This window comes from Commensalibacter sp. M0268 (assembly GCF_016101925.1).
Lineage (GTDB): Bacteria > Pseudomonadota > Alphaproteobacteria > Acetobacterales > Acetobacteraceae > Commensalibacter > Commensalibacter melissae.
On sequence record NZ_JACFPQ010000002.1, the window covers coordinates 225,643 to 250,869 of the forward strand.

Annotated in this window: 23 protein-coding genes; 16 read left to right on the top strand and 7 right to left on the bottom strand. The window is 39.8% G+C overall.

Annotated features, from left to right (window positions below):
- Positions 1 to 196: 196 nt before the first annotated feature.
- The 4 genes from H3R28_RS04395 to H3R28_RS04410 all read right to left on the bottom strand — a co-directional run bounded on the left by H3R28_RS04395 (position 197) and on the right by H3R28_RS04410 (position 3,641).
- A complete protein-coding gene (locus H3R28_RS04395; protein WP_122123352.1) occupies positions 197 to 784 on the bottom strand; it encodes a CarD family transcriptional regulator in 588 nt (195 codons plus the stop codon).
- 97 nt (positions 785 to 881) lie between these two features.
- A complete protein-coding gene (locus tag H3R28_RS04400; protein WP_198209781.1) occupies positions 882 to 1,763 on the bottom strand; it encodes a bestrophin family protein in 882 nt (293 codons plus the stop codon).
- Between the two features lie 134 nt (positions 1,764 to 1,897).
- The gene (locus H3R28_RS04405) at positions 1,898 to 2,617 is read right to left on the bottom strand and encodes a GNAT family N-acetyltransferase (protein ID WP_198193342.1); all 720 of its coding nucleotides are present in this window, start codon (positions 2,615 to 2,617) and stop codon (positions 1,898 to 1,900) included.
- 112 nt (positions 2,618 to 2,729) lie between these two features.
- A complete protein-coding gene (locus tag H3R28_RS04410; protein ID WP_198209782.1) occupies positions 2,730 to 3,641 on the bottom strand; it encodes an AraC family transcriptional regulator in 912 nt (303 codons plus the stop codon).
- 187 nt (positions 3,642 to 3,828) lie between these two features.
- On the opposite strand from H3R28_RS04410, the gene H3R28_RS04415 reads away from it, so the two are divergent.
- Entirely contained in the window at positions 3,829 to 4,854 is a 1,026-nt protein-coding gene (locus tag H3R28_RS04415) for an aldo/keto reductase (RefSeq protein ID WP_198209784.1), read from the top strand.
- A 77-nt stretch (positions 4,855 to 4,931) separates the two neighbouring features.
- Complete coding sequence (locus H3R28_RS04420; RefSeq protein WP_198209786.1) at positions 4,932 to 5,921, top strand: aldo/keto reductase; 990 nt, start codon at positions 4,932 to 4,934, stop codon at positions 5,919 to 5,921.
- 131 nt (positions 5,922 to 6,052) lie between these two features.
- On the opposite strand, the gene rlmN is transcribed toward H3R28_RS04420, so the two are convergent.
- The 3 genes from rlmN to H3R28_RS04435 all read right to left on the bottom strand — a co-directional run bounded on the left by rlmN (position 6,053) and on the right by H3R28_RS04435 (position 9,731).
- Entirely contained in the window at positions 6,053 to 7,258 is a 1,206-nt protein-coding gene (rlmN, locus tag H3R28_RS04425) for a 23S rRNA (adenine(2503)-C(2))-methyltransferase RlmN (protein ID WP_198209788.1), read from the bottom strand.
- 35 nt (positions 7,259 to 7,293) lie between these two features.
- Positions 7,294 to 8,529 (bottom strand): bifunctional glutamate N-acetyltransferase/amino-acid acetyltransferase ArgJ, encoded by a 1,236-nt coding sequence (gene argJ / locus H3R28_RS04430; RefSeq protein WP_198209790.1) that lies wholly within the window; start codon positions 8,527 to 8,529, stop codon positions 7,294 to 7,296.
- A 251-nt stretch (positions 8,530 to 8,780) separates the two neighbouring features.
- Positions 8,781 to 9,731: a peptidylprolyl isomerase gene (locus H3R28_RS04435; protein ID WP_155565235.1), complete on the bottom strand. Its 951-nt coding sequence runs from the start codon at positions 9,729 to 9,731 to the stop codon at positions 8,781 to 8,783.
- Positions 9,732 to 10,016: 285 nt separating this feature from the next.
- Between H3R28_RS04435 and secA the strand changes: the two genes are divergently transcribed.
- From secA to ftsH, 14 genes are all read left to right on the top strand, one after another.
- On the top strand, positions 10,017 to 12,659 hold the full coding sequence (gene secA / locus H3R28_RS04440; RefSeq protein ID WP_198209798.1) for a preprotein translocase subunit SecA: 2,643 nt from the start codon (positions 10,017 to 10,019) through the stop codon (positions 12,657 to 12,659).
- 63 nt (positions 12,660 to 12,722) lie between these two features.
- A complete protein-coding gene (locus tag H3R28_RS04445; RefSeq protein ID WP_122123364.1) occupies positions 12,723 to 13,472 on the top strand; it encodes a YebC/PmpR family DNA-binding transcriptional regulator in 750 nt (249 codons plus the stop codon).
- A 5-nt stretch (positions 13,473 to 13,477) separates the two neighbouring features.
- Positions 13,478 to 13,984 carry a crossover junction endodeoxyribonuclease RuvC gene (gene ruvC, locus H3R28_RS04450; protein ID WP_198193336.1) on the top strand — a complete coding sequence of 169 codons (507 nt, stop codon included), beginning with the start codon at positions 13,478 to 13,480 and terminating at the stop codon, positions 13,982 to 13,984.
- Positions 13,981 to 14,607 (top strand): Holliday junction branch migration protein RuvA, encoded by a 627-nt coding sequence (gene ruvA, locus H3R28_RS04455; protein WP_155567929.1) that lies wholly within the window; start codon positions 13,981 to 13,983, stop codon positions 14,605 to 14,607. The genes ruvC and ruvA overlap by 4 nt, the downstream gene beginning before the upstream one ends.
- Positions 14,604 to 15,662 carry a Holliday junction branch migration DNA helicase RuvB gene (gene ruvB / locus H3R28_RS04460; RefSeq protein WP_110438799.1) on the top strand — a complete coding sequence of 353 codons (1,059 nt, stop codon included), beginning with the start codon at positions 14,604 to 14,606 and terminating at the stop codon, positions 15,660 to 15,662. Before ruvA ends, ruvB begins: the two co-directional genes overlap by 4 nt.
- A 5-nt stretch (positions 15,663 to 15,667) precedes the next feature.
- Complete coding sequence (locus tag H3R28_RS04465; RefSeq protein WP_198184836.1) at positions 15,668 to 16,132, top strand: YbgC/FadM family acyl-CoA thioesterase; 465 nt, start codon at positions 15,668 to 15,670, stop codon at positions 16,130 to 16,132.
- Positions 16,133 to 16,284: 152 nt separating this feature from the next.
- Positions 16,285 to 17,010, top strand: coding sequence for a protein TolQ (gene tolQ / locus H3R28_RS04470; protein WP_110439004.1), 726 nt, complete (start codon positions 16,285 to 16,287; stop codon positions 17,008 to 17,010).
- A gap of 5 nt (positions 17,011 to 17,015) precedes the next feature.
- Positions 17,016 to 17,471: a protein TolR gene (gene tolR, locus H3R28_RS04475; protein ID WP_198209800.1), complete on the top strand. Its 456-nt coding sequence runs from the start codon at positions 17,016 to 17,018 to the stop codon at positions 17,469 to 17,471.
- Between the two features lie 25 nt (positions 17,472 to 17,496).
- Positions 17,497 to 18,498, top strand: a complete 1,002-nt coding sequence (locus H3R28_RS04480) for an energy transducer TonB (protein WP_370552821.1) — start codon at positions 17,497 to 17,499, stop codon at positions 18,496 to 18,498.
- A gap of 55 nt (positions 18,499 to 18,553) precedes the next feature.
- The gene (tolB, locus tag H3R28_RS04485) at positions 18,554 to 19,912 is read left to right on the top strand and encodes a Tol-Pal system beta propeller repeat protein TolB (protein WP_198209804.1); all 1,359 of its coding nucleotides are present in this window, start codon (positions 18,554 to 18,556) and stop codon (positions 19,910 to 19,912) included.
- 224 nt (positions 19,913 to 20,136) lie between these two features.
- Entirely contained in the window at positions 20,137 to 20,622 is a 486-nt protein-coding gene (pal, locus tag H3R28_RS04490; RefSeq protein ID WP_110438805.1) for a peptidoglycan-associated lipoprotein Pal, read from the top strand.
- 149 nt (positions 20,623 to 20,771) lie between these two features.
- Positions 20,772 to 21,710, top strand: coding sequence for a hypothetical protein (locus tag H3R28_RS04495; protein WP_198209805.1), 939 nt, complete (start codon positions 20,772 to 20,774; stop codon positions 21,708 to 21,710).
- A gap of 14 nt (positions 21,711 to 21,724) precedes the next feature.
- The gene (gene tilS, locus H3R28_RS04500; protein ID WP_198209813.1) at positions 21,725 to 23,005 is read left to right on the top strand and encodes a tRNA lysidine(34) synthetase TilS; all 1,281 of its coding nucleotides are present in this window, start codon (positions 21,725 to 21,727) and stop codon (positions 23,003 to 23,005) included.
- A 200-nt stretch (positions 23,006 to 23,205) separates the two neighbouring features.
- A complete protein-coding gene (ftsH, locus tag H3R28_RS04505) occupies positions 23,206 to 25,179 on the top strand; it encodes an ATP-dependent zinc metalloprotease FtsH (protein ID WP_198209815.1) in 1,974 nt (657 codons plus the stop codon).
- Positions 25,180 to 25,227 lie beyond the last annotated feature (48 nt).

Genomic DNA, 25,227 nt, shown 5'->3' on the forward strand with positions numbered 1-25,227 from the left:
TTGACAATCTAAAAATTATTCAGGTTCTAATAATCTTTATAAATAGTTAATAAGCCTTTTATCATACTCGTTTAATATCATTTGTAAAGGATAACAAAATGTCATTATATATTCATTTATTATAAAAAATAAAGACATGAAAAAAAAGGAGAGTAACTCTCCTTTCATTGTAACTGTAATGATCAATTGATAAATTCTAAGCTGTTTTCATCACGTTTGTTAATTCGTTGAGAACGTCTTCTGGTTTTTTTGATTCCAAAACGGCCACCTCGGTTACAAAACGGTCTTGAGCCGCTTCAAACAGTTTTCTTTCGCTAAAACTGCCATCAAGACTGTCAGCGTTTCTGCGTAGATCCCTTAAAACTTCAGCAATCTGCATCAGATCACCAGAATTGATTTTTTCCTGATAAACCAAAGCCCGTCTTGCCCACATACCTTTGCTGGTTTGCGGCTTGCTTTTAATAATTGACATGGCTTTTCCGACAATTTCACGGGAAGCAATTTTGCGTAATCCAGCTTTTTTTGCTTTATCTAAAGGGATACGCAGGGTCATCTGATTATCTGGAAAAGAGATCTGGATCATTTCCAGTTTCGTGCCTGCAATCTCTTCCACGCCAATACGATCAATTCGGCCTACACCATGTGCAGCATAGACAATGGCATCGCCTTCTTGAAAAGGAAAAGAGGTTTTACTATTGGATTGTTGTGCGGCGGTTTCTGCGACGGCTGCTTGAGCCATTTCGTCGGTTACACCACCTTTGGAAGAATTTTTCAATACACTCATTTAATATACTATACCATATTCAGGATAAATTGTCATTTGATATTTTAGAAAAGGCAAAATTTTATATAATGTGTATATATAGGTATTTTATTTTAATTTACCATTGAATTCCGTTAATGGAAGGAATAGGGCGTTGAGAAGACTGATTGATTTGTTCAAGCAAATCGATCTCGATGCTGCGTGACATTGTTAACATGGGCAAGGAATGCGGACTTTCATCAAAGGGATCTTGCAAATCATTTCCAATTCGGTCCAGAGCCAAAAATAAGAAACCCACAAGTGCGGATCCTAATGGTGTGATCCACCCAAGTGTATCCACCATTGAAAAAGGAAGAATAATGCAGATAACTTCACTTAGTAAACGGGGCAGGGTGGAAAACTGGATTGATAAGGGTGTATTTTTAATTCTTTCCAAGGCACCTTGTGCATTGGCCAAGTCAGATAAAATTCTGTCGATTTGAGAGTGAAGGGCGCCGTCAATGTTTTTTTGGCGGCTTTCCTGGGTTACCATATAACCGATCTGAACGAGAATGCCATTAGGCTGGTTGCGCTGATTTTTAATATAGGTTTGAATGGAATGGGGCAATATTTTTTTAACATTATAGCTGGTCAGGGAATTTTTACCTCTTAAATGATAAGATAGACTGTATGCATATCCGGCCATGGCATAAATAAGCTCGGGTTTGCTATTAAGAATACTCATGCATTGTCTGGCAAAAGATCGACAGTTATTTGTGACTGACCCCCAATGTATACGTGCCTCCCACCATCGATTATATGCCGTATTGTTTCTAAAATTCATAAAAAGGACGAGCACAGATCCAATCAGGGCGGTTGGTAATGCGGATTGATCAAACCAGTGCAGATTAAAAATTTTATATCCAATGACGACTAGCATGTCCCAAATAAATAAAATGAGTAAAGGTTTAAAACTTGTCTGTATAAGAAAAAGAAGTCCACGTTTTGGGTTTACAATCATAGTTTAATTTTCATCATTATAATGGATAGTTATTGATTTTACTAAACAAATTAATGGAAAACTATGGTTTATTTTTGTTGATTGTATTTTTTCTTTAAAAAATTGATTATTTATTGAAATATAATTACATGTTTTTATTTAACATAATAATTCATCAATTTTTGCAAGGATTTCTTCTGAATTCCTTCAGAATCAAAATTGTCAGGATCAAGCCAGTCATTAAATGCCTTGGAAAGTTTTGGAAATTCAAGATCAAGAATTGAATACCATGCAGTATCCCTGTTACGGCCATGAATAACCAAAGCTTGACGGAATATTCCCTCGAATGTGAAACCATAGCGTAATGCCGCAGCACGAGAGGGTGCATTTAAGGTATCACATTTCCATTCAAGACGACGATAACCAAGTTCCTCGAATGCATATTTCATTAAAAGATAGATTGCCTCCGTGGCCATTGTTGTTTTTTTTAATCGTCCAGAAAAAATAACGCTACCAATTTCTATCACACCATTTGTTGGATCTATTCGCATGAGAGCAATTGAACCGATTGCTTGATTGGAATTCTTGTCAAGAATGGCATAATGAAATGGATCTTTGATATTTTCTAATTTAAGTAGCCATTCCCGATATTCATTAAAATCATTAAACGGACCGGATAAAAGATAGGTCCATAGCCCTTTATCAGTACCGTTAAAAAAGGCATCATAAAGTTGCAAAGCATGTTGTCTGACATTTATGCGTTCAAGCCGGCAATATTGTCCCGTGATTGTTTCTTTTTTGGGAAGCTTTGCTTTTTTCCATGAAGGAAGAGCTTGACCAATCGGTTGTTGATAAGCATTAAAACGGATCGACATCGTGGACCTTTCTATGAGGAGAATAATTCCATTCAGGCAAAATTACTGTTAGAAATTGAATAAGCATTTTTTAGTGGAGCTATACGAAAGAATGACATTCTGGAATGAAAAACTATATTTGATTAAAATTTTTTATATCTTTTTGGGGAGACTTGCCAAATATGGCTTTGTAATCATGACTAAAATGTGAGGGACTTTCATAACCAACCTGATAGGAAGCAGTGGCAGCGTTAAGATTATTATTGATCATCAGACGTTTTGCTTCATTAACGCGTAACCATTTTTGATATTGTAACGGGCTTTTTCCGGTTAGTTGGCGGAAATGATGATGCAAGCTTGAGGGACTCATGTTAACAGCACTGGCAAGATGGCTTATTTTCAAGGGTTGAGAATAATTTTGTTTAAGCCATTCGATTGCTTTTCTGATATTAGATCCTGTATTACCAGTTGTTATAATCTGTAAAAGAATTGGTGCGGCATCGCTGGTTAGCAGTCGATAGTAAATTTCCCTGATGACTAACGGGGCAAGAACTGGAATGGTTTCGGGCTCATCCATTAAGGATAGAAGCCTGTACATGGGTTCCAAAAAGGATACATTAACACCGCAAATAGATACACTGCTACATTTCGTTTTGTTTGAATTCCTAAAATCAATTTGTGTACTTAACTCTGCAATAATATTGCGTTCCAAATTTAAGGAAATTCCAAAACAGGGTTTAATAGGGGATGCTTCCATTATTTGGCTGTTCGTAGGGATGTCCAGAGAAGTAATGAGCAAATGATGTTTGTCGTATGGAAAGATATTTTTATCAACGATTATCTGTTTAGTACCCTGGCATAACAAACTGATACTCGGTTGATAAAAACAGGCACATGCTTGGCGAGGTGTCTCTTGTCTAAAAAGTTTGAGATCTTTAATCAGGGTGGTATGTGCACCCGGTGTTTTAACATGTCGTTCAAGAATATTGATTATTTTTTGATAAAATAATTCGGTTTGACTGTCTGAAGACTGATTGAGTGTCATTATAATGGATTAGACAAATTGATGATTATTCAGATTTTATAACTAAATATAAATTATTTGCAGGATCAGGTAATTATTACGGAATATCAAGATATTATACAACGCTTTTTTTATCGTATGATTTATTTGAAAATCAAACAATAAAAAAGATTTTCGATAATTTTCATATCATATTTGAGATAAAAAAATGAAGTATATAAATCTAGGTCGTACAGGTCTTAAAGTATCGAGATTATGTTTGGGATGCATGAGTTTCGGTGAACCCAACCGGTTGCCACAAGCCTGGTCAATTGATGAAACTGCTGCACGCCCTTTTTTTAGACAGGCCATTGAGGCGGGAATTAATTTTTTTGATACGGCAAATATTTATTCTGGAGGCAGTTCAGAGGAAATAACGGGGCGAGCATTGAATGATATGGCACGGCGAGAAGAAATTGTGGTGGCGACCAAGGCTTTTTTCCCTTGGCGGAATTCGCCTAATACAGGTTTTCTATCGCGTAAAGCTCTTTTTCAATCAATTGATGACAGTTTGTCACGATTAAAAATGGATTATGTAGATCTTTACCAAATTCACCGTTTTGACCATGGAACCCCGATCGAGGAAACCATGGAGGCCTTGCATGACATCGTGAAATCAGGAAAGGTTCGCTATATTGGAGCATCCTCTATGGAAACATGGCGTTTTGCCAAAATGCAACATATTGCAAGGCAAAATGGATGGACACGTTTTGTTTCCATGCAGCCTCAATATAATTTGCTTTATCGGGAAGAGGAACGGGAAATGTTGCCTTTTTGTGAGGATCAAGGTATTGGTGTCATTCCTTGGAGTCCAATGGCAAGGGGACGATTGACTCGTGATTTTGATGAAGTTACACGACGTACTCAAAATGATGCTTTTGCTTTGAAAATGTATCAGGATGCAGAACAGGAGGATCGAAAAGTCGTGGAGGTTGTCGCAAAGATTGCCAACTTGCATCATGTCCCTCGTGCATATGTTGCATTGGGCTGGTTATTATCAAAAAAATACGTAACGGCGCCTATTATTGGGGTCACAAAGGCTGAACATTTGACAACGGCTGTAAAGGCGCTTGATTTTTCTTTAACAGAAAATGAAATAAACAGTCTTGAAGCACCGTATGTACCGCATTCTGTAAATGGAATTATTCCTCCATTGTCAAATGAACCTATGACGGTTACACCGCCCAGGGTGTAGATATTCCAATTCATTTGAATTGCATTATCTGCAAAATCAAAAATATTTAAAATTGCAAACAAAAAGATTGAGGTATCATGAGATATAGATTTTTGGGAAGAACAGGTCTGAAGATAAGTGATTTATGTCTTGGAACCATGAATTTTGGTGATGTCACGGATGAAAAAGAAAGCTGCATGATTATGGATAAGGCAATTGATGCAGGAATTAATTTTTTTGATACGGCAGATGTTTATGGAGGATTACAATGGCCAGAAATTCCTAGGGGATATGGCATTTCTGAAGAAATTATTGGACGATGGCTTAAAAAGAGCGGTCAGAGAGACAAGGTTGTATTGGCTACCAAAGTTTACCAGCCTATGGATTTTGGGCCGAATGACCGGCATTTGTCAGCTTATCATATTCGAAAAGCGTGTGAAGACAGTTTGCGACGCTTAAAAACTGATCATATTGATCTTTATCAAATGCATCATATTGATCGAGAAACTCCATGGGAGGAAATATGGCAGGCAATGGAGTTATTGGTTCAACAGGGAAAAGTTTTATATATAGGAAGTTGTAATTTTGCTGGTTGGCAAATAGCCACAGCTCAGGGATTGGCCAAGGAACGTCATTTTTACGGACTGGTTTCTGAGCAAAGCCCCTATAATCTGACAGAACGTACAGTTGAGCTGGAAGTCCTTCCATCCTGTCGATATCATGGTCTTGGATTTATTCCCTATTCTCCATTGGCAGGTGGATTGCTTGGGGGTGTCCTTTCGAAACAGAAAAATGGCGAGCGACGTTTTAGAGAACAGGAACTGAAAATAATTGATAAATTAAGATACCAACTTGAAAAATATGAGAATCTTGCTGCTGAACTTAAAATAACTCCTGCAAATTTAGCCCTTGCCTGGTTAAGACATCAACCTGATGTCACAGCACCGATTATTGGACCTCGTACTGAAACACAGCTGGATAATGCTATTGAAGGGCTTTCCATTACATTGTCAGATGAAATAATACATACTTTAGATGATATTTGGCCCGGTATGGGGGGTGAGGCACCTGAAGCCTATGCCTGGTAGAAATTTTTCAAGTCTATAATTATTGATGATAAATTCATATAATCATGTGAATTAATTTATTTCGAAAAATTGTGAAAATAAGATTAAATAAATTATTTTCACAATTTTTATTTGATTTTAAAACAATGTTGTCAGTCAGAAATTGTTTCGTTATGTTTTAAATTTTTAGAAATTTTGGCTTTTTGGCTTTCAGTGCGTAATTGTCCGCATGCTGCAAGAATATCACGCCCTCTTGGGGTGCGGATGGGCGAGGAATAACCTGCCTGCATAATGATATCGGCAAACTTTTGCACCTGTTCAGTTTTGGAGGGTTTGTAATCACTGCCTGGCCATGGATTAAATGGAATTAGATTAACCTTGGCATGAATACCCTTTAATAGATGCACCAGTTCACGTGCATCTGATTCACTATCATTAATTCCCCTTAACATAATGTATTCAAACGTTATACGACGTGAATTACTTGCTGCAGGGTATCGACGGCAGGCTGCCAGAACGTCTTTTATAGGATATTTACGATTTAAGGGAACGAGCTCATTTCGTAAATCATCCCTGACAGCATGAAGGGAAATGGCTAGATTAATTGCCAGTTCCCTTCCACATTGATCCATCATGGGAACTACACCGGACGTTGACAAGGTAATTCGGCGACGAGAGATTCCAATTCCCTCATCATCCATAACGATACGCATTGCCTTGGCAACATTGTCATAATTATAAAGAGGTTCGCCCATTCCCATCAGAACTATGGTTGATAGAAGACGGGGTCTTCCAGCGGTCGGGGTTGGCCACTCATTATAACTATCCCTTGCCGCCATGAATTGACCTACGATTTCTGTTGCACCAAGATTTCGAACCAGATTTTGCGTGCCGGTATGACAAAAACGGCAGGACAACGTACATCCGACCTGTGAGGAAATGCAGACAGCACCACGATCTTCTCGACGATCGGGAATATAAACTGTTTCAGCTTCTTGTTTATCTCTGAAGCGAAAAAGAAACTTGCGGGTATCATCTTTTGAGGTCTGTTGCATAACCAGTTCCGGTCGGCTGATCACACAATGTTCTGCCAATTTGGCTTGCAAGGGTTTACTGATTGAACTCATCAAAGAGAAATCGGTAACACCTTTATGATAAATCCAGTGCCATAACTGTTTCGTGCGGAAGGATTTTTCCCCCATATCCATTAGGATCTCTTCCAATTCTTCCCGTGAAAGTCCAACAAGTTCCTGTCTTCCATCTGATAATTTCAAGGACGGAGGACTGAAAAGTGCTGACTTTGCTAGAATTCTTTTTTTTTCTTCTTCAGAAAAATCGGAGATAATAGGGGTATTCATAAAGAAACGATTCAATTGATAATAAATAAAAGAAATTAGGAACGCAGATAAGAGCCGTTAATTTCAATATAACCTTGTGTTAGGTTACAGCTCCAAATTTTTGCGTGTCCCTCTCCCAGATTCAGGTTGACTTTAATTTTTATGACTTGTTCTTGCATATGCTTGTTAACTTTATCTTGGTCATAATCTGATAAAACCTCACCTTGTTTGGCAACCCAAATATTACCTATTGCCACTGACAAAAGGTCACGGTCGGCTGGTTCGCCGGCTTTGCCTACCGCCATTACAACACGTCCCCAATTGGCATCTTCACCTGTTATTGCTGTTTTCACAAGAGGGGAGTTACCGATTGATTGTCCGATTTTAAAAGCTGATTCATTGTTAACGGCACCTTCAACCATGATTTCAATCAGTTTTGTTACGCCTTCACCATCCCTAATAACCAAAAGAGCCAATTCTTGTAACAATTTTTCTAAGGCATTTGAAAAATTGCTTAATCTTGGGTCATCAATATCATTGATTTCGGTATTGGGGGTCTGACCCGTGGCAAATAAAAGAAGGGTATCAGAGGTTGATGTATCGGAATCAACTGTTATTGAATTAAAGGTTGTTTTGACTTTTTCATTTAATAATTTTTGTAAGACAGTAGCGGGCAATTTTGCGTCAGTTGTAACAAAACAAAGCATAGTGGCCATATCAGGTGCGATCATACCGCTCCCCTTGGCGATTCCCTGAATAGTGACAGGAATATTGTCAATATCTGTTTTAAGGGAAAAGCCTTTGGCAAATGTATCCGTAGTCAGGATTGCTTGAGCTGTTTCCTTCCATTGATCAGAAGCCAATTTCGAATAAAGTTCTGGAAGATAATTGATGATTTTTTGATAAGGAAGCTGTTCGCCAATAACCCCTGTAGAGGCAACAAAAATTTCTTCGGGTGTGCAGTTTATTGTTTTTGCAGCTGCCTGTGCTGAATATTTAACTGCATCAAATCCTGCCTGACCCGTAAATACATTGGCAATACCGGCATTGACAAGTAATCCCCTGGCTTTACCGCGATATAAAATTTTTCTGCACCAATCGATAGGTGCACCTGGACATTTGTTTTTGGTAAATACTCCTGCGACGGTTGTGTTCGGAGCGAATTCCATTAACGACAAATCAAGACGTCCAGTATATCGTAATCCCGCTTGAACAGATGCAAGTTTTACACCGGCAACGGGGCAAAGTTCAGGGAGGGTTACGGCAAGCGGAGAAACAGGATAACTCGACATGGTAGACTCTTTTTCAACAATGGAGCAAAATAATGGATACGACAGGATTGATTCATATCCGGTTATAATGAAATATTTATATTTTACTGAAAATGTTTTTTACAAGTTTTCTTTATAAGAAAAAAGGATTTAATGATATGTTTTTTGAACTAAATTCTTTAGGGATATTAATCAATAAACATTCTGAATTTATAAAAGGGAAAATTTATTTTCCCTTTTATAAAAATTTTTAATGATTTGTTCTGTCAGAGTTATTTTTTTTGTGTGGCAGGCATTTGTGTTAAAGAATGAATGGCTTCATCATTTTTGGTAATTTTACTTTGTTTAATTACATTTTCAATAATGGTTTTCATTCTTTGTTGATACAGGTTTTTGCGAATTTCATCTTTTACCTTATCCAATGGTGGTACCGGAGCGTTTCTATAACCAAGAACCTTGATGACATGCCAACCAAATTGGGTTTTCACCGGAGCGGTTGTAATTGTATTTGCTTTCAGCGCAAAGGCTGCATTGATGAATTCCGGTGCAAGAGGGTCATTTTGTTTGACCCATCCCAAATCACCGCCATTTTCGCTACCGCTCTCTTTATCGGTTGAATATTGTTTGGCAAGATTAGCGAAATTTTTGCCTGCATGAAGTTGACTGATGATTTTTACAGCTTCCGGTTGTGTTTTTACAAGAATATGACATATATGCGCCTCTTTAACAGGGGCTGCGTTGGCGAAATGCTGATCGTAAAAAGTTTGAATGGCTTTATCGTCAATTGGATTTTGTTTTAAATTCTTTTCCAATTCAGATTTTTGGAATGTCGAAAACAGGATATCCTTTTGCATGAATTCAATTTGTTGCTTGACCTCAGGGGAATTCTGTAAATTCTGTTTTTCGGCAACTTGTAGCACTGCATTTTGAACAATTAATTGCTGAAGGATTATTGTTGTCAAAACAGGTGCAGGCAGACTTTTATATTGATCGGGCAACATCTTGCGCATATTTTGGACATCATGATACGTAATATTTTTATCATTAACAGTTGCCAAAACAGTATTTTCATCTATTTTGCTAGGACTTGACTGATTTTGAGCGGCAGGTGCTGACGGGGTAGATGTGACAGCAGGTTCAGCGGCAATAACTGCTGTTGTCAAAAGGCTTGAGGAAAAAAGAAGGGTTGCTGCAAATTTGAATGATTTGTTGTAAAAAGACATATAGTACCTTTATTATTGAGAGGATTAAAGATAATTTTGAATATGTTTATATCATGGAAAGGTGAAATTGTCCCATTATTTTAATAAAGTTCCTTTCTTGAAAAAAGTTAAACCACTTTTAAAATTTTAAAATGATATTTATGGTGTAAGTAAAGTTGGTTATAATACCGGTGAACTTATTTCTATATGTATTTTTCTGTCTGGATTGAATTGTGTTCTAATTTAATTATAACTAGCCCTTTGTAATGACAGGCAGGATTACAAAGCGTTATTTGGAAAACATTGATGTTTGCAAAATTTGCCCGTGTCTTTTTCGGCACCTCTAATGAGCGTTCATTAAAAGCTTATCAAAAGCGACTACCTGAAATCAATCAATTGGAACCTGAAATACAGGCTCTGGATGATGTTGCATTGGCTAATAAAACGGTTGAATTTCGTCAAAGGTTAGCTGATGGAGAAACACTGGACAATTTATTGCCAGAAGCGTTTGCTGTAGTCAGAGAAGCTTCGAAAAGGGTTTTGGGAATGCGTCATTTCGATGTCCAGCTGATCGGGGGAATGGTTCTTCACGATGGTAAGGTTGCCGAAATGCGTACGGGTGAAGGTAAAACATTGGTGGCAACCTTGGCCGTATATCTGAATGCACTATCGGGAAAAGGGGTGCATGTTGTAACGGTGAATGATTATCTTGCCTCACGTGATGCTGCTGAAATGGGCCGGCTCTATAGTTTTCTTGGCATGAATGTCGGAACGATTATCGCGGATTTGAGTGATATTGAACGAAAGGCTGCTTATGCCGCCGATATTACATATGGGACAAATAATGAATTCGGCTTCGACTATCTTCGTGACAATATGAAATACAGTCTTGATGAAATGGTTCAGCGTCCGTTTAATTACGCCATTGTGGATGAAGTTGATTCGATCTTGATAGATGAGGCTCGTACTCCATTGATTATTTCGGGGGTTGCGGATGACAGTTCAGATCTATATCGTTCCGTTAATGAAATTATAAAAGAGATAGTCAAAGATCCTGCCAATTATGAAAAAGATGAAAAATTCCGGAATGTCATTCCAACAGAATTGGGAACCGAACATATAGAGCAGTTAATGCGTGAAAAGGGTGTATTGAAAGAGGGGGGGCTGTATGACACTCATAATATCGCGTTGGTGCATCATATGCAGCAGGCATTACGGGCGCATACCTTGTTTGCCAGGGATGTGGATTATATCGTCCGTAACAATAAGGTCATTCTAATTGATGAATTTACTGGACGTATGATGGATGGACGTCGATATTCCGATGGATTGCATCAAGCACTGGAAGCCAAGGAACATGTGGAAATACAGCAGGAAAACCAGACTCTAGCTTCAATCACTTTTCAAAATTATTTCCGTCTTTATCCGAAACTCGCCGGTATGACGGGAACGGCAATGACAGAAGCCGATGAATTTGCCGAGATTTACAAGCTGGACGTTGTGTCAATTCCAACCAATCTTAAAGTCCAGCGTAAGGATGAACATGATGAAATCTATCTGACCGCGGCTGAAAAATATAATGCGGTTAGCCAGCTTATCGAAGAGGTTCATAAAAAGAAACAGCCTATCTTGGTTGGAACAACATCGATTGAGAAAAGTGAACATCTTTCAAATTTGTTGAATAAAAAGGGCATAAAGCATAATGTATTAAACGCGCGTTTTCATGAAAAAGAAGCCCAGATAGTTGCCCAAGCTGGAATTCCGGGAGCCATTACAATTGCCACAAATATGGCGGGTCGTGGTACTGACATTAAATTGGGTGGGAATGTGGATATGCTTATCCATCAGCAGCTGTCCCATATCGAGAATGAAGATGAACGCTTGAAACAAGAAACGGCCCTTAAAGAAAAAGTTCAAAAAGATCATGAACTGGTTAAAGAGAGCGGCGGACTGTTTGTAATTGGTACGGAACGTCATGAAAGTCGTCGAATTGACAACCAGTTGCGAGGACGTTCGGGGCGCCAGGGAGATCCGGGAAATTCACGTTTCTTTTTATCCCTCGAGGATGACCTGATGCGGATATTTGGTTCCGAACGCATGGGTGGTATGCTTCAAAAAATGGGCTTGAAAAAAGGGGAGGCCATTGTTCACCCCTGGATCAACAAGGCACTTGAAAAAGCCCAGAAAAAAGTTGAGGCGCGCAATTTCGATATGCGTAAAAACACTTTAAAATATGATGATGTCATCAATGATCAACGTAAGGAGGTATATTCTCAGCGTCGGGAATATATGGCTCTGGAAGATGTTTCAGAAGTGATTGCATCTATGAGACATGATGTGATCAATATGTTGATCGAAAAATACATACCTGAAAAATCCTTTGCAGAACAATGGCATATTAACGAATTAACCGCGGATGTAAAACGGATATTAAATCTTGATCTACCGATTAAGAAATGGTCTGAAGAGAAAGATATTTCAATTGATACACTTGAAGAGCGCATTACGAAAGCCGCCAATGAAATGATAGCCACCAAGGTCGCGAATTATGGGGTTTCAATTATGCGATATGTTGAAAAGCAAGTTTTGCTAACAACCCTTGATGCTGTGTGGAAAGAACATTTGTTGCGATTAGATCAAATGCGTCAGGGTATCGGACTGCGGGCCTATGGTCAGAAAGATCCGCTTAATGAATATAAGAAGGAAGCTTTTGTTCTTTTCAATTATATGCTGGATGAGCTTCGTGAACGGATTACCTCACTTTTGGCCAAGGTTGAAGTCAATGTCTCTGATGATGAAGGGGAAAATTCTTCTTCGGATCTTATAGAGGGGGAAACCCCTCAGACATTATCTGATGCACCAAAAGAGTGGGCAGATACGCCCAGAAATGCACCATGTCCATGTGGTTCAGGCAAAAAATTTAAACATTGTCATGGTCGGTTTGTTTAAAAATCGGGACATGTTTATTAGATTAAGATTGAAATCAAACTGTAAGAATTAAGAGAAAAATTAATGGCAGGACATTCGCAATTTAAAAATATTATGCATCGCAAAGGGGCTCAGGATGCCCGTCGGGCAAAAGAATTTTCAAAAATAATTCGTGAAATAACCGTTTCAGCAAAATCAGGTTTACCAGATCCAGCCGCCAATCCCCGTTTACGTGCAGCCATTGCGGCAGCTCGTGCTGTCAATATGCCAAAGGACAATATTGATCGTGCGATTAAGAAAGCCGCAGGTGGCGCAGATGGAGATAATTATCAAGAAGTGCGCTATGAAGGATATGGTCCATCCGGAGTTGCCATTATCGTTGAGGCATTGACAGATAATCGTAATCGTACAGCTTCGGATGTTAGGGCCGCATTCAATAAATATGGCGGATCCTTGGGGGAAATGAATTCTGTCGCATTCATGTTTGAACGTATGGGTGTTATTACCTATCCCAAAACGGTTGCAAATTTTGATTCAATATTTGAGGCGGCTATTGAGGCAGAAGCGGATAATGTTGAAGAAAATGATGATGTTTATGAAATAACATGTGCGATGGAAAATTTCTTTGCAGTCCGTGACGCATTGGAAGCCCGGTTTAAAGATCCTGAAAGTGCAAAAATTGAATGGCGTCCATCCAATACAGTTGCATTAGATGAAGATAATGCTCGCACCTTGCTAAAATTAATTGAAGTTCTGGAAGATCATGATGATGTTCAGAATGTTTTTGCCAATTTTGACCTTTCGGACGAGATTGCTGAACGGCTATCGGCTTAAGAGTTGTGGTTAGAATTCTTGGGATAGATCCCGGTTTACGGTTTACCGGATGGGGGATAATTGATGCACGTGACAACCGTCTTACCTATGTGGCAAGTGGTGTCCTGTCTACGAATAGTGATCATTTTGTTCCTCAACGTCTCTGTGTATTAGCATCAGGTTTGGAAAAACTGATTGGTCTTTATCAACCTGAAGAGGTTGCGGTTGAAGAAACCTATGTCAACCGGAATGGCTCTGCCACCTTGAAGTTGGGATATGCTAGGGGGGTGGCATTATTAGTGCCCGCGCAAAAATATATTAATGTTAATGAATATGGTGCTAAAACAGTTAAGCGTGCCGTGGTTGGAACGGGAGCGGCGACCAAAGATCAGGTATCTGTTATGATTCAGCGTTTATTGCCGGGAGCCAAAATTCCAAGAGCTGATGCAGCTGACGCTTTGGCGATAGCGATTTGTCATGCCCATCATCGGATAAGTCAAATTCGTGTTAATAAAGGAACAATAATGGCATGATAGGACAATTGACTGGGCTTTTGATTGACCAAAATGACAGGGATCGTTGTCTCATTGACGTGAATGGGGTGGGATATGTGGTCTATGTTTCAAGCCGGACCTTATCAAAATTGCCTCGTCCTCCAGAAATTGCCCGTGTATTGATTGAAACCATCGTCAGAGAGGATGCCATATTACTTTATGGATTTGCTGATGGAAAGGAACAGGAATGGTTCAGGCTGCTTACAACGGTACAAGGTGTTGGGGTTCGTATGGCGCTGGCGATTCAATCCGTCCTTACGCCGGATGAATTGACTTCGGCCATTATGACAGCTGACAAGGCAAGTTTAATGCGGGCTTCAGGCGTAGGGGCAAGATTGGCTACGCGCATCTTAACTGAACTGAATGGTAAAGTGGCTTCTGGTTCAGATGTGATTAATTCAATTACAATTTCAGGTCAGATAACCGAAAATAATGAGACTAATATTGTTGCAGATGTGTTGCTGGCCCTGGAGGGACTTGGATTTCGTCGAATGGAATCCCAACCAATCGTCGGGCGAGTGATTAAAGGTTTGAAAGAGAAAAATCAACCCCTTCAACTTGATCATATTATTCGAGAAGCTTTACGTGAGTTGGCCCGATGAAGTCTGAAATAAATCGTCCCATAGATGCAACGAAACGTCAGGAAGACACTGTGGAGGTCGCGTTAAGACCTCAATCTTTGGCTGAATTCATTGGACAAAAATCATCACGAGAAAACCTTTCAATTTTTATAGAGGCGGCAAGACAGCGAGATGAGGCGTTGGATCATGTTTTGTTACATGGACCACCAGGGCTGGGAAAAACAACCTTGGCGCAGATTGTTTCCAGGGAGTTGGGGGTTGGTTTTCGTGCAACATCTGGCCCTGTAATTCAAAGGGCTGGTGATTTGGCGGCAATTTTAACCAATTTACAACCAAGGGATGTATTATTTATCGATGAAATTCATCGATTGCATCCTTCAATTGAAGAAATTCTTTATCCGGCAATGGAGGATTTCCAGCTTGATTTAATAATCGGGGAAGGGCCTGCGGCTCGATCGGTTCGTATAGATTTGCCCCCTTTTACGCTTGTCGCAGCAACAACACGGTCAGGTTTGCTTGCCACACCTTTGCGGGATCGGTTTGGCATTCCGTTACGGTTGATATTTTATACAACAGATGAACTCAAATTGATTGTTGAAAGAGGGGCCTGTAAGCTTGGATTTGAATTGACTGAAGATGGGGCTGCGGAAATTGCCAGAAGATCTCGTGGGACGCCCAGAATAGCGGGCAGGTTATTACGTCGTGTACGTGATTTTGCGTTTGTCAAGCATAAGAGTGAAAAAGCGGTTGATCGCGAGATTGCTGATGCAGCCTTATCAAGACTGGAGGTTGATCAGCTTGGATTGGATGCAATGGATCGTCGCTATTTATTGCGTATTGCTGAATTTCATCAGGGTGGGCCGGTCGGTGTTGAAACGTTAGCTGCGGCCCTGGCAGAATCAAGGGATACTCTTGAAGATGTTATTGAACCTTTCCTGATCCAGGAAGGTTTGGTTCTTCGTACAAGTCGTGGCCGTGTTTTGGGAGAGAGAGGCTGGCAACATCTTCATCTGAAACCCCCTGCATTATTAAATACTCAGTTTGATTTGCTGGATAATGATGTGGAAGAGGAATGAAAATTATGGAGATCATCCCTAGTAATTCATTTGACAAAGGTATAAGTAATCCTGCTTTGGCGAAAGAGGAAGTCAAAACTTACCGGTTCAGGGTTTGTTATGAAGATGTTGATGCGGCAGGTATCGTCTATCATGCCCGTTATTTCGGAATTGCAGATCGCGCTCGGACAGAAAGTATACGACGGTTGGGTGGAACAATCAGTGATTTGTACAAGGATTTCGGCTTGGTTTTGGTTGTGAGGGAAGCCGAGATTAAATTCCGAAAACCCTTGTATATTGATGAATTGGTTATTGTAAAAACAAATATAATCACAACTTTGGGGGCAAGTTGCTGGTTATCACAAGTTTTTTTCCGTAATGAAGAAATTGTGACTGAATTAAAAATTCAGCTGGTTTGTCTAAAGAAGGAAACCTATATGCCAGCTCCTTTTCCAGCAGATTGGAAAAGAATTTTTGCCGCTATGATGTAGGTAAACCAGTTCGAATAAATTTTTACTCATTATCAAAACAAGATTGTTTTTATTGGAAAAAAAATATATCAAATGGATATTGGAAAATAATAAATAGTCTCAAGTTATATATGAAATTAAATTGAGTGAGACTAATTGTGCAGGAGGCATTTTTGGATCCATCAATTAATGCAGCAAATCTGGCCACACCATCGGCCAGTTTGTCCCCTTGGGCGCTCTTTGTTCATGCGGCGCTAGTAGTTAAACTTGTTATGATCGGCCTGGTTTGTGCCAGTATTTGGGTATGGGCTGTAATTTTTGATAAATATTTTACCCTCCGCAAGGTTAAACGTCAGGCAGATGAATTCGAGGATTTATTCTGGTCAGGTGGGAGTCTTGATGAATTATATGAAAATATTGGGGTGAAACCAACCCATCCCATGGCTGCAGTGTTTAGTGCGGGTATGGGTGAATGGCGTCGATCAGCAAGAATTAATGGAATTGAGATGAGCAGTGAGGGAGTCAAACAGCGAATTGATCGTGCCATGTCAATCACTATTACTCGTGAAATGGAACGCCTGGAAAGATGGGTGACTTTTTTGGCAACAGTAGGGCCGGTGGCACCTTTTATCGGATTGTTTGGAACCGTGTGGGGTATCATGCATGCTTTTGCTTCCATTGCACAATCCAATAACACAAGTCTGGCAGTGGTTGCCCCTGGTATTTCAGAGGCATTATTCGCGACGGCACTGGGTTTGTTGACAGCCATTCCCGCTGTAGTGGCCTATAATTTTGTTAATAACAAGCTTAATTTATTTGCTGAAAGACTTGAAGGCTTTGCGGCTGAATTTAGTGCGATTCTTTCTCGTCAATCTGAAGCAAAAGAAAATCAGGAATAAAATCAATGGGATTTTCTTTAGAGGGTCGAAACAGACGGGGGCGTGGCAGACGTCTACAGGCAGATATTAACGTTACACCGATGGTTGATGTCATGTTGGTTCTGTTAATTATTTTCATGGTTGCGGCTCCTATGATGACAAGCGGAATTAATGTTGATTTACCAAAAACTGCCGCGAAGCCTGTAAATGCAGATACCAAACCGATTACTGTTACAGTCAGGGAAGATGGATCCGTTTATTTGGGAGACAATGTTGTAGATATGAATCAATTGTTGGAGCAGTTGAAAGTCATGTCTCAGAATGATTCTGAACATCGTATCTTTGTTAAGGGAGATCAGCATATCAATTACGGCAGGGTCATGGAAGTGATGGGACGTGTTACAGCTGGAGGATTTACGCATGTCGCGTTACTTGCACAAATGCCTGATACAACATCCAACCCTTCTTCAAAAACGCCATAATTGAGGATTATGTATTTTGCTGGGCATGTACCGTTCTGAGAGAAAAATTTTCAGATGTTCTTTTTTGGCATCAATCGGAACGCATTTTGGGGTTATCGTTCTGGCGATTCTATTATCATGGTTATTTCATTTTGCGCCTCCACCCCCACCCCCTGAAGAAAAACCAGTAGAGGTTGAATTTACAAGCGATAATGCAGGACAAGAAGTTCCAGCTAAATCGGAGCAAGATTCCCCGAACCCGAATGCGCCTGCATTGGAAAAACTGGATGCTACACCTGCGCCAACACATACTAAAACTGAACCTGTCGAAGAAACGCCTCCACCTCCGCCTCCACCTCCGCCAATGCCCCCTCCACCTGATGCGGTTGCAAAAATGGAAAAACAGGATTCGATTTTACCTAAAGCTGTTGAAATCCCCGCACCTGCAGAGGTAACGTTACCACCTACTGTTTCACCATTGGCATCCTCTTCAAATTCTCATGTTCCATCCCCACCATCACCAATGCCTATGCCCACCGCGTTACCTCAGGTGCAGAATTTCTCTCGATTGACAAAAATGGAAAAAGCAAAAAAAGAAATTCCTGATACACATTCACTTGAATCGACGTTGGATGCCTATCAAGCTGACCAGAAACAAACACATCCTCCCAGAGCCAAAGCAAATCCAAGACAGGGAGGGGCTCCTAATGGTGGTGGAGCAAGAAATGGCGATATCACAAGAGGGCTTTCAGCAGGTCAGCAGGGGAAAATAGCGGCATCTGTTCGTCGATGTTATGTTGAAGACACAGCAGCAAAAGATTATGCTAATTTTGTGGCACATTTAATTGTAACAATTGATGCTTCAGGAGAGGCTAGAATAGTTAAATTTGATTCAGTGACTCAGGCAAAAATGAATGCTGATTCAACATATAGGGCATTAGCAGAACGGGCAAGGGACGCCGTGTTAAGTCCTGTATGTTCAAAATTGCCGATACCTTCAAATCTGTTGGGAAAGACGGGTCAGATTCGTTTTGTATTCCGTCCATAATTATGTCTAAATTTGTAAGTTAATATGCATTATCAATAATAGGGAAAATAGGATTATGCGCTCAATAATTTCTGATAATGATGCTGATATTTTACGGGATGTTTTAATTCCTCGCCGAAAAATTTTGTATGGATGTGTAGCAGGTGGAATTGTGGCAACACCTTTATCATCTGCATTTGCGCAGCAAGCCGGCGGTGCAGATGAAATTACAGTTGATCGGGCAAGAAACGAGCCTATCCCTATTGTTATTCCTGATTTTGGTTCTGGGAATGGCGGTGCCATAACTCAGGTATTAACAGATGACTTGAATAATACAGGGTTATTTCGAGTTATTAGTAGTACATCACCAACCTCTACACCTGATTTTGCCGCCTATAAAGCCATGGGGGCTCGTGCTATCGTGACTGGATCAGAGGTGAATGGGCGAGTTGAATTTCGGCTATGGAATGCGTTGACCGGTGAACAGATTCAGGGAACAGCCTATTCGATTTCCGGGTCAGGTGCCATAAGGGAGGATCTTCGTCGTGTTTCCCATATGATAGGGGACGTTATTTTTGAGCGTTTATTGGGGGATAAGGGATATTTCAATACACGAATTGCATATGTTGCACAGACCGGCCGCCGATCAGATCCCACAAAACGTCTGGCAATCATGGATTATGACGGTGCTAACAGTCGAATCTTAACCAGCGGGCGCTGGCTTGTCTTGACGCCCCGATTCAGTCCTGTTTCTAATCAGATAGCATTTATGTCTTATGTCAATAATCGTCCTCGAGTTTACTTGTTTGATCTTCAATCAGGCAGACAAAGAATTTTGGGAGATTTTTCGGGTATATCTTTTGCACCGCGTTTTTCGCCTGATGGAAGGTCTGTCATTATGTCTGTAACAAGGGGAGGAGGTTCTGATCTTTATTCTGTTGATCTGGGTTCGGGCAGCAAACGTCAATTAACCAGTTCCGGGGCTATTGATACGAGCCCTTGTTATAGTCCTGATGGATCTCAAATTGTTTTTTCTTCAGATCGGGGTGGAAGACAGCAATTATACATAATGAGTGCAAGTGGAGGTGGAGTCCGACGTATTTCTTATGGAAACGGTAGTTATGCAGGCCCCGTATGGTCACCAAGAGGTGACCTTATTGCGTTTGTGAGAATTGGCGGCGGTGGATTCTCATTGGGTGTTATGGCGCCTGACGGTACTGGAGAAAGAATTTTAACCCAAGGTTTTACTGTCGAAAGCCCAACATTTTGTTCAAATGGCCGTGTTATGGCGTTCTGTAACCAATCGTCTGCCGGTGCGCGTGGAAGCGGTTTTTCTTCATCCATCAAGATGATTGATGTTTCCGGTTTTCATGAAAGAAGCATTCCTACATCAACGATGGCGATGGATCCTTCTTGGTCTTCTGGCAACAGTTAAAATAAATTTTGGAAATAAAATAAAATTATTGCGGTAAAAAATTCAATTTTTGCTAAAATCGCTTGTGTATTTAACTTGTTTAGATATAAATGAAAGACTAGGATTGAAATTGATATGTCTTTCATAAAATAAGACTTTTTGGATTTTGATTTTGATTTTTTTAGGCAATATTTACCAACATAAAAGTTGAGAAAATAGAAAGCCGTTTTGTAGGAATACATACAATGAATATAAAGCTTATTAGTGCTTTTGGTGCTGCGTTATTACTAGCAGCATGTTCTGGCGGAGATCATAAAGGTGCGACAACCGGTAATGGTGGTGGAACACAAGCTCCAACCGTGAGCGGTCCAGTTCCTGGAAGTCAAGCTGATTTAGTTGCTAATGTTGGTGATCGTGTTTTCTTTGAATTCAATTCAAACAAATTAACGGATGATGCTCGCGCAACCTTGAATCGTCAGGCTGATTGGTTGAAAAAATATCCAAATGTCCAGGTCATGATTGCCGGTAACTGTGATGATCGCGGCACAGAAGAATATAATATTGCATTAGGGTCTCGCCGCGCAAATGCAGCTCGGGATTATTTGGTATCCTTGGGCGTTGCATCAGATCGTATGACAACCATCTCATATGGTAAGGATAAACCTATTGCTGAAGGTGACAACGAAGAAGCATGGTCACAGAACCGTAATGCGACTACTTCAGTTCGTTAATTCCTAGCTCGATAACTTTTCAATAAAAGCCGGTAATACGTATATACGTTATGCCGGCTTTTTGTTATGTAATGTAAAAGAACGTAATTTATAAATGGTTAAAGCTTTTTGAATTTATTATCAAATGAGGGATAGTAAAGGGTTTGGCAATGATAACGAAGCAAAAACATTCAAGAATTTCTAATTTACTTTCAATTGATTATTCAAAGGTCAAAGGAGGTATAACAGGTTTATTTCTATCAATTATGATTTGTCCTTTTTACAGTAATGCCCAGGAAAATAACAGTCGTCAGGTTATTGCGCTACAAAACCAGGTCGCACAATTAAAATCGCAAATCAGCCAGCTTCAGGCACAGAATACTAATTTTAATGATGATTCTGATAATTATCGTAAAAAAAGGCATAAAGATAAAGATGAGGATGATAGTTTATCAACAAATAACGGTTTACTTCCCGATTTAGTTAGCCGGATAAACAATCTAGAAGATCAGCAAAGGGTTATGAGGGGCGAAATTGATGATTTGTCAAACCAATTGAAAACTCAAAACGATCTTATCAATAAGAAAATTGATGATATGAATTTTGCTGCTGGTCGTGGAGGCGCTTCCAATGGTTCTTCAGATGATGTGGTAACTGATTCAAAAAGTGAGGTTTCTAAAAAATCATCAATTTCGGATGATTCAGGAACAATTAAATCTGTAAAACCTGAAACGGGTTCAACCTTGAGAGATGGTCAACAGGCATTGTTGAATGGTAATTTTCAGATCGCAGAATCCATCGCCCAAAAAATTTTATCCACGCCTGAAGGTGCCAAGTCCCCTAGTGCACGATATTTGCTGGCTCAGGCTCAGGCTGGACAAGGAAATTTCAAGGCTTCATCAGTAAATTATTATGCTGTTTATAAAAATTTTCCTAAATCTCCCAAGGCTCCATCTGCTTTGTTGGGTGTAGGATATTTAATGTTAAAAAATGGCAAGATTCAGGAAGCTTGTCAGGCTGTAAGTCTGCTTCATAGTAAATATCCAAATGTCTCAACTCAGGTGAAATCTTCTGCCTTGAATTTAAGCCGTAAAGCTAAATGTTCTTGATTTGCTAAATATGTATGGATGATGTTTTAAAACCTGTATCCCAAGATGAATTTAATTCTTGTATTGAGTCATTGGGACCTTGGGGTAACGATGATGAAAAGTTGCCACCCATTGTATTGGCTGTATCTGGTGGTGCAGATAGTTTGTGCCTTGCATTGCTGGCATCCCGTTGGCGACGAAATGTATTCGCCTTAATTGTTGATCATGGAATTCGGTCAAATTCGGCTATAGAGGCAGCACTTACACAAGAAAGATTGAAGGATCTTGGAATTGAATCAAAAATTCTGACATTGGATAATCTAAAACCTGGAGCCGCATTGGAAGAAAGGGCACGTATTGAGCGTTACAAAATATTAATTCAGACATGTTGTAAAATGGGAAGTATAGATTTGCTTTTGGGTCATCATGCAGGGGATCAGGCGGAAACTGTACTGATGCGAATACGTGCCGGAAGTGGTGAGGATGGAATTGCCGCTATGGCTGCGATTACGGATTTGCCGCAGATAAGATTAATAAGACCTTTATTATCGATCGCACCACAACGTTTGAGAATAACCTTAAGACAGGAAGGGATTATATGGGTTGAGGATCCATCCAATCAGGATCTAAAATTTCAGAGAAATCAGGTGAGAAAGGAATTGTCGTCGGCCTGGGCATCTTCAGGATCTGTCTCAATATTATTACATCGCTCGCGGGAAGAGAGTAAAAAAAGAATGAAAAAAGATCAGGATCAGGCTGTTTTTGTTACAGAAAACATTTTGATCAGATCAGAAGGATTTGCTTATTTTTCCACCAAAGGTATGGATGAAAGAACGTTGGGTGCTTTAATCAGAACAATTTCCGGTTCTGTTTATGCACCCTTGCAGAAATCAATTAATCGGCTTGTTCAATCAATGCGCAAAGTTACTCTTGGTGGCGTACAGATTATGCCAGCTGGAAGGTTGGGAAATGGTTGGTTGATGATTAGAGAGGCAACTGTTATTGAAAAGGCAAAAATGGCCCGGCCAAATACGATTTGGGATTATCGTTTCAGAGTTATTATGCCAGAATATGATATTAGTGATAAAGTTACGATTGCTGCATTGGGTAAATCTTACAAACAGTTTTCATGTAGAGAGGGATTGCCTGTTTGCATTTTGAAAACATTACCCGCTTTTTGGTATAATGATAAATTATTGGCTGTACCTCATTTGGGAATATATTCGGACGAGTCCGTTAAAGAATGGGATATTGTTTTCCAGCCTAGACAATCCTTGACACAAAGTCATCTTTTTTCGACCACAAAATTAGCTTAATTATGTAATTATGTTTATAATAAATCGGTTTAAATTCAATATTTTTAAGGAAAAATATTTTTTAGGGTAGGAAAGATTTGTTTCAGTTCTTATGTTATTAAGTAAGAAATAAATTGTAATATGAAGAATATAAAATGATATATATTAAATATTCTTTTTTAAAAACGTGTTTATCCTAAAACATGGAAATATAAAGTAGAATGAAAAATTTTGGGCGTAATTTAAGTTTATGGATACTCGTTATTGTATCAGTAATGTTAGTGGTTGGATATTTTCGACCAAGCAGTAATGTTGTTGTGGACAATCAAGTTAGTTATTCTAAATTTCTGGGGGATGTTAACGCTGGAAATGTTAGATCAGTTGTTATACAGGACCGGTATTTAACTGGAACAAGTCAGGATGGCAAGAAATTTCAAACCTATTTGCCAACACAGGATACTTCGCTTTTATCAACCCTCACTGACCATAAAGTTACGATAGAGGTTAAACCTGTTGATAATCATCCAAATCTTTTTTGGCAGCTTGTATTGAATTTATTGCCAACCTTGCTGATTATCGGTTTATTTATTCTTCTCATGCGCAATATGCAAAGCGCAGGGGGAAAGGCAATGGGATTTGGTAAATCCAAGGCCCGTTTGCTGACTGAAAAACAGGGACGTGTCACGTTTGCGGATGTGGCGGGAATTGATGAAGCTAAAAGCGAGCTGGAAGAAATTGTTGAATTCCTTAAAGATCCACAAAAATTTCAGCGGCTGGGTGGCAGAATACCAAAAGGGGTCTTGTTGGTTGGCCCTCCTGGAACAGGGAAAACCTTATTGGCGCGTGCGATTGCTGGCGAGGCAAATGTTCCGTTTTTTACAATTTCAGGTTCTGATTTTGTAGAAATGTTTGTTGGAGTGGGGGCTTCTCGTGTTCGAGATATGTTTGAACAGGGTAAAAAAGCTGCTCCCTGTATTATTTTTATCGATGAAATTGACGCTGTTGGACGTCATCGTGGTGCCGGTCTCGGTGGTGGTAATGATGAACGAGAACAGACTTTAAATCAGATGCTGGTTGAAATGGATGGATTTGACAGCAATGAAAGCGTAATCCTCATAGCCGCAACGAACAGGCCTGATGTTTTGGATCCTGCATTGTTACGTCCAGGAAGATTTGATCGTCAGGTTGTCGTGCCTAATCCTGATGTTGGGGGTCGTGAAAAAATCCTTCGCGTACATATGAAAAAGGTTCCGTTAGCATCTGATGTTGATCCAAGAGTAATTGCCCGTGGAACACCAGGTTTTTCTGGTGCTGATCTTGCAAATCTTGTTAATGAGGCGGCTTTGTTGGCTGCACGGTTAAACCGTCGAACAGTATCGATGCTGGAATTTGAAAATGCCAAAGACAAGGTCATGATGGGTTCAGAACGTCGTTCACTGGTCATGAGTGAAGATGAGAAAAAAATGACCGCTTATCATGAAGGCGGGCATGCCATTTGTGCATTATTTACTCCTGGATGTGATCCAGTACATAAGGCTACAATTATTCCACGTGGACGCGCATTGGGAATGGTGATGAGTCTACCGGAAGGCGATCGCTATTCAAAAAGCAAATCGAAATGTTTGGCTGAACTGGTTCTTGCCATGGGTGGACGTTGTGCCGAATCAATGATTTTTGGTCCGGAAAATGTTTCAAACGGTGCATCTGGCGATATCAAAATGGCGACGGATCTTGCACGACGGATGGTTACTGAATGGGGTATGAGTGAAAAAATTGGACTTGTTTCTTATGCTGAAAATGAACAAGAGGTTTTTCTCGGTCATTCCATGGGACAAGGTAAAAATATTTCTAGTGAAACCGTTCATGAAATAGAAGCCGAAGTTAAACGTTTGATTGATGATGCACATAAACGTGCAACAGCGTTGTTAGAAGAGCACAGGGAAGATCTTGAAAGATTGGCTCAAGGTCTTTTGGAATATGAAACTTTAAGTGGAGAGGAAATCAGACAGGTTCTTCGCGGTGAAAAAATTGAACGTAGCCTTGTTGATGACACGACAAAAAAATTGAGATCATCAATCGATGTGGCTCATCATTCAGGTGATAATTTTGGTTCTGATGAAATAAAAAAGGATGATGCTGGTCATGTTGATAATCCTGTTCCTGCAACAGGTGTTAATTTTGAGGAACATAACTAGGGTTTTAATTTTTATGGATTAAAACTATTTTTTAAGTGAAAAGAATAT

Bases quoted from the DNA above. Each gene is read 5' to 3' on its own strand.
- tilS (WP_198209813.1), top strand. From the start codon at position 21,725: ATGGATGATGTTTTAAAACCTGTATCCCAAGATGAATTTAATTCTTGT.
- H3R28_RS04410 (WP_198209782.1), bottom strand. From the start codon at position 3,641: ATGACACTCAATCAGTCTTCAGACAGTCAAACCGAATTATTTTATCAA.
- argJ (WP_198209790.1), bottom strand. From the start codon at position 8,529: ATGTCGAGTTATCCTGTTTCTCCGCTTGCCGTAACCCTCCCTGAACTT.
- tolR (WP_198209800.1), top strand. From the start codon at position 17,016: ATGGGATTTTCTTTAGAGGGTCGAAACAGACGGGGGCGTGGCAGACGT.
- H3R28_RS04395 (WP_122123352.1), bottom strand. From the start codon at position 784: ATGAGTGTATTGAAAAATTCTTCCAAAGGTGGTGTAACCGACGAAATG.
- H3R28_RS04465 (WP_198184836.1), top strand. From the start codon at position 15,668: ATGGAGATCATCCCTAGTAATTCATTTGACAAAGGTATAAGTAATCCT.
- H3R28_RS04420 (WP_198209786.1), top strand. From the start codon at position 4,932: ATGAGATATAGATTTTTGGGAAGAACAGGTCTGAAGATAAGTGATTTA.
- rlmN (WP_198209788.1), bottom strand. From the start codon at position 7,258: ATGAATACCCCTATTATCTCCGATTTTTCTGAAGAAGAAAAAAAAAGA.
- ruvA (WP_155567929.1), top strand. From the start codon at position 13,981: ATGATAGGACAATTGACTGGGCTTTTGATTGACCAAAATGACAGGGAT.
- tolB (WP_198209804.1), top strand. From the start codon at position 18,554: ATGCGCTCAATAATTTCTGATAATGATGCTGATATTTTACGGGATGTT.
- H3R28_RS04400 (WP_198209781.1), bottom strand. From the start codon at position 1,763: ATGATTGTAAACCCAAAACGTGGACTTCTTTTTCTTATACAGACAAGT.
- H3R28_RS04495 (WP_198209805.1), top strand. From the start codon at position 20,772: ATGATAACGAAGCAAAAACATTCAAGAATTTCTAATTTACTTTCAATT.
- H3R28_RS04415 (WP_198209784.1), top strand. From the start codon at position 3,829: ATGAAGTATATAAATCTAGGTCGTACAGGTCTTAAAGTATCGAGATTA.
- secA (WP_198209798.1), top strand. From the start codon at position 10,017: ATGTTTGCAAAATTTGCCCGTGTCTTTTTCGGCACCTCTAATGAGCGT.
- H3R28_RS04405 (WP_198193342.1), bottom strand. From the start codon at position 2,617: ATGTCGATCCGTTTTAATGCTTATCAACAACCGATTGGTCAAGCTCTT.
- pal (WP_110438805.1), top strand. From the start codon at position 20,137: ATGAATATAAAGCTTATTAGTGCTTTTGGTGCTGCGTTATTACTAGCA.
- H3R28_RS04445 (WP_122123364.1), top strand. From the start codon at position 12,723: ATGGCAGGACATTCGCAATTTAAAAATATTATGCATCGCAAAGGGGCT.
- ruvB (WP_110438799.1), top strand. From the start codon at position 14,604: ATGAAGTCTGAAATAAATCGTCCCATAGATGCAACGAAACGTCAGGAA.
- H3R28_RS04435 (WP_155565235.1), bottom strand. From the start codon at position 9,731: ATGTCTTTTTACAACAAATCATTCAAATTTGCAGCAACCCTTCTTTTT.
- H3R28_RS04480 (WP_370552821.1), top strand. From the start codon at position 17,497: ATGTACCGTTCTGAGAGAAAAATTTTCAGATGTTCTTTTTTGGCATCA.
- ftsH (WP_198209815.1), top strand. From the start codon at position 23,206: ATGAAAAATTTTGGGCGTAATTTAAGTTTATGGATACTCGTTATTGTA.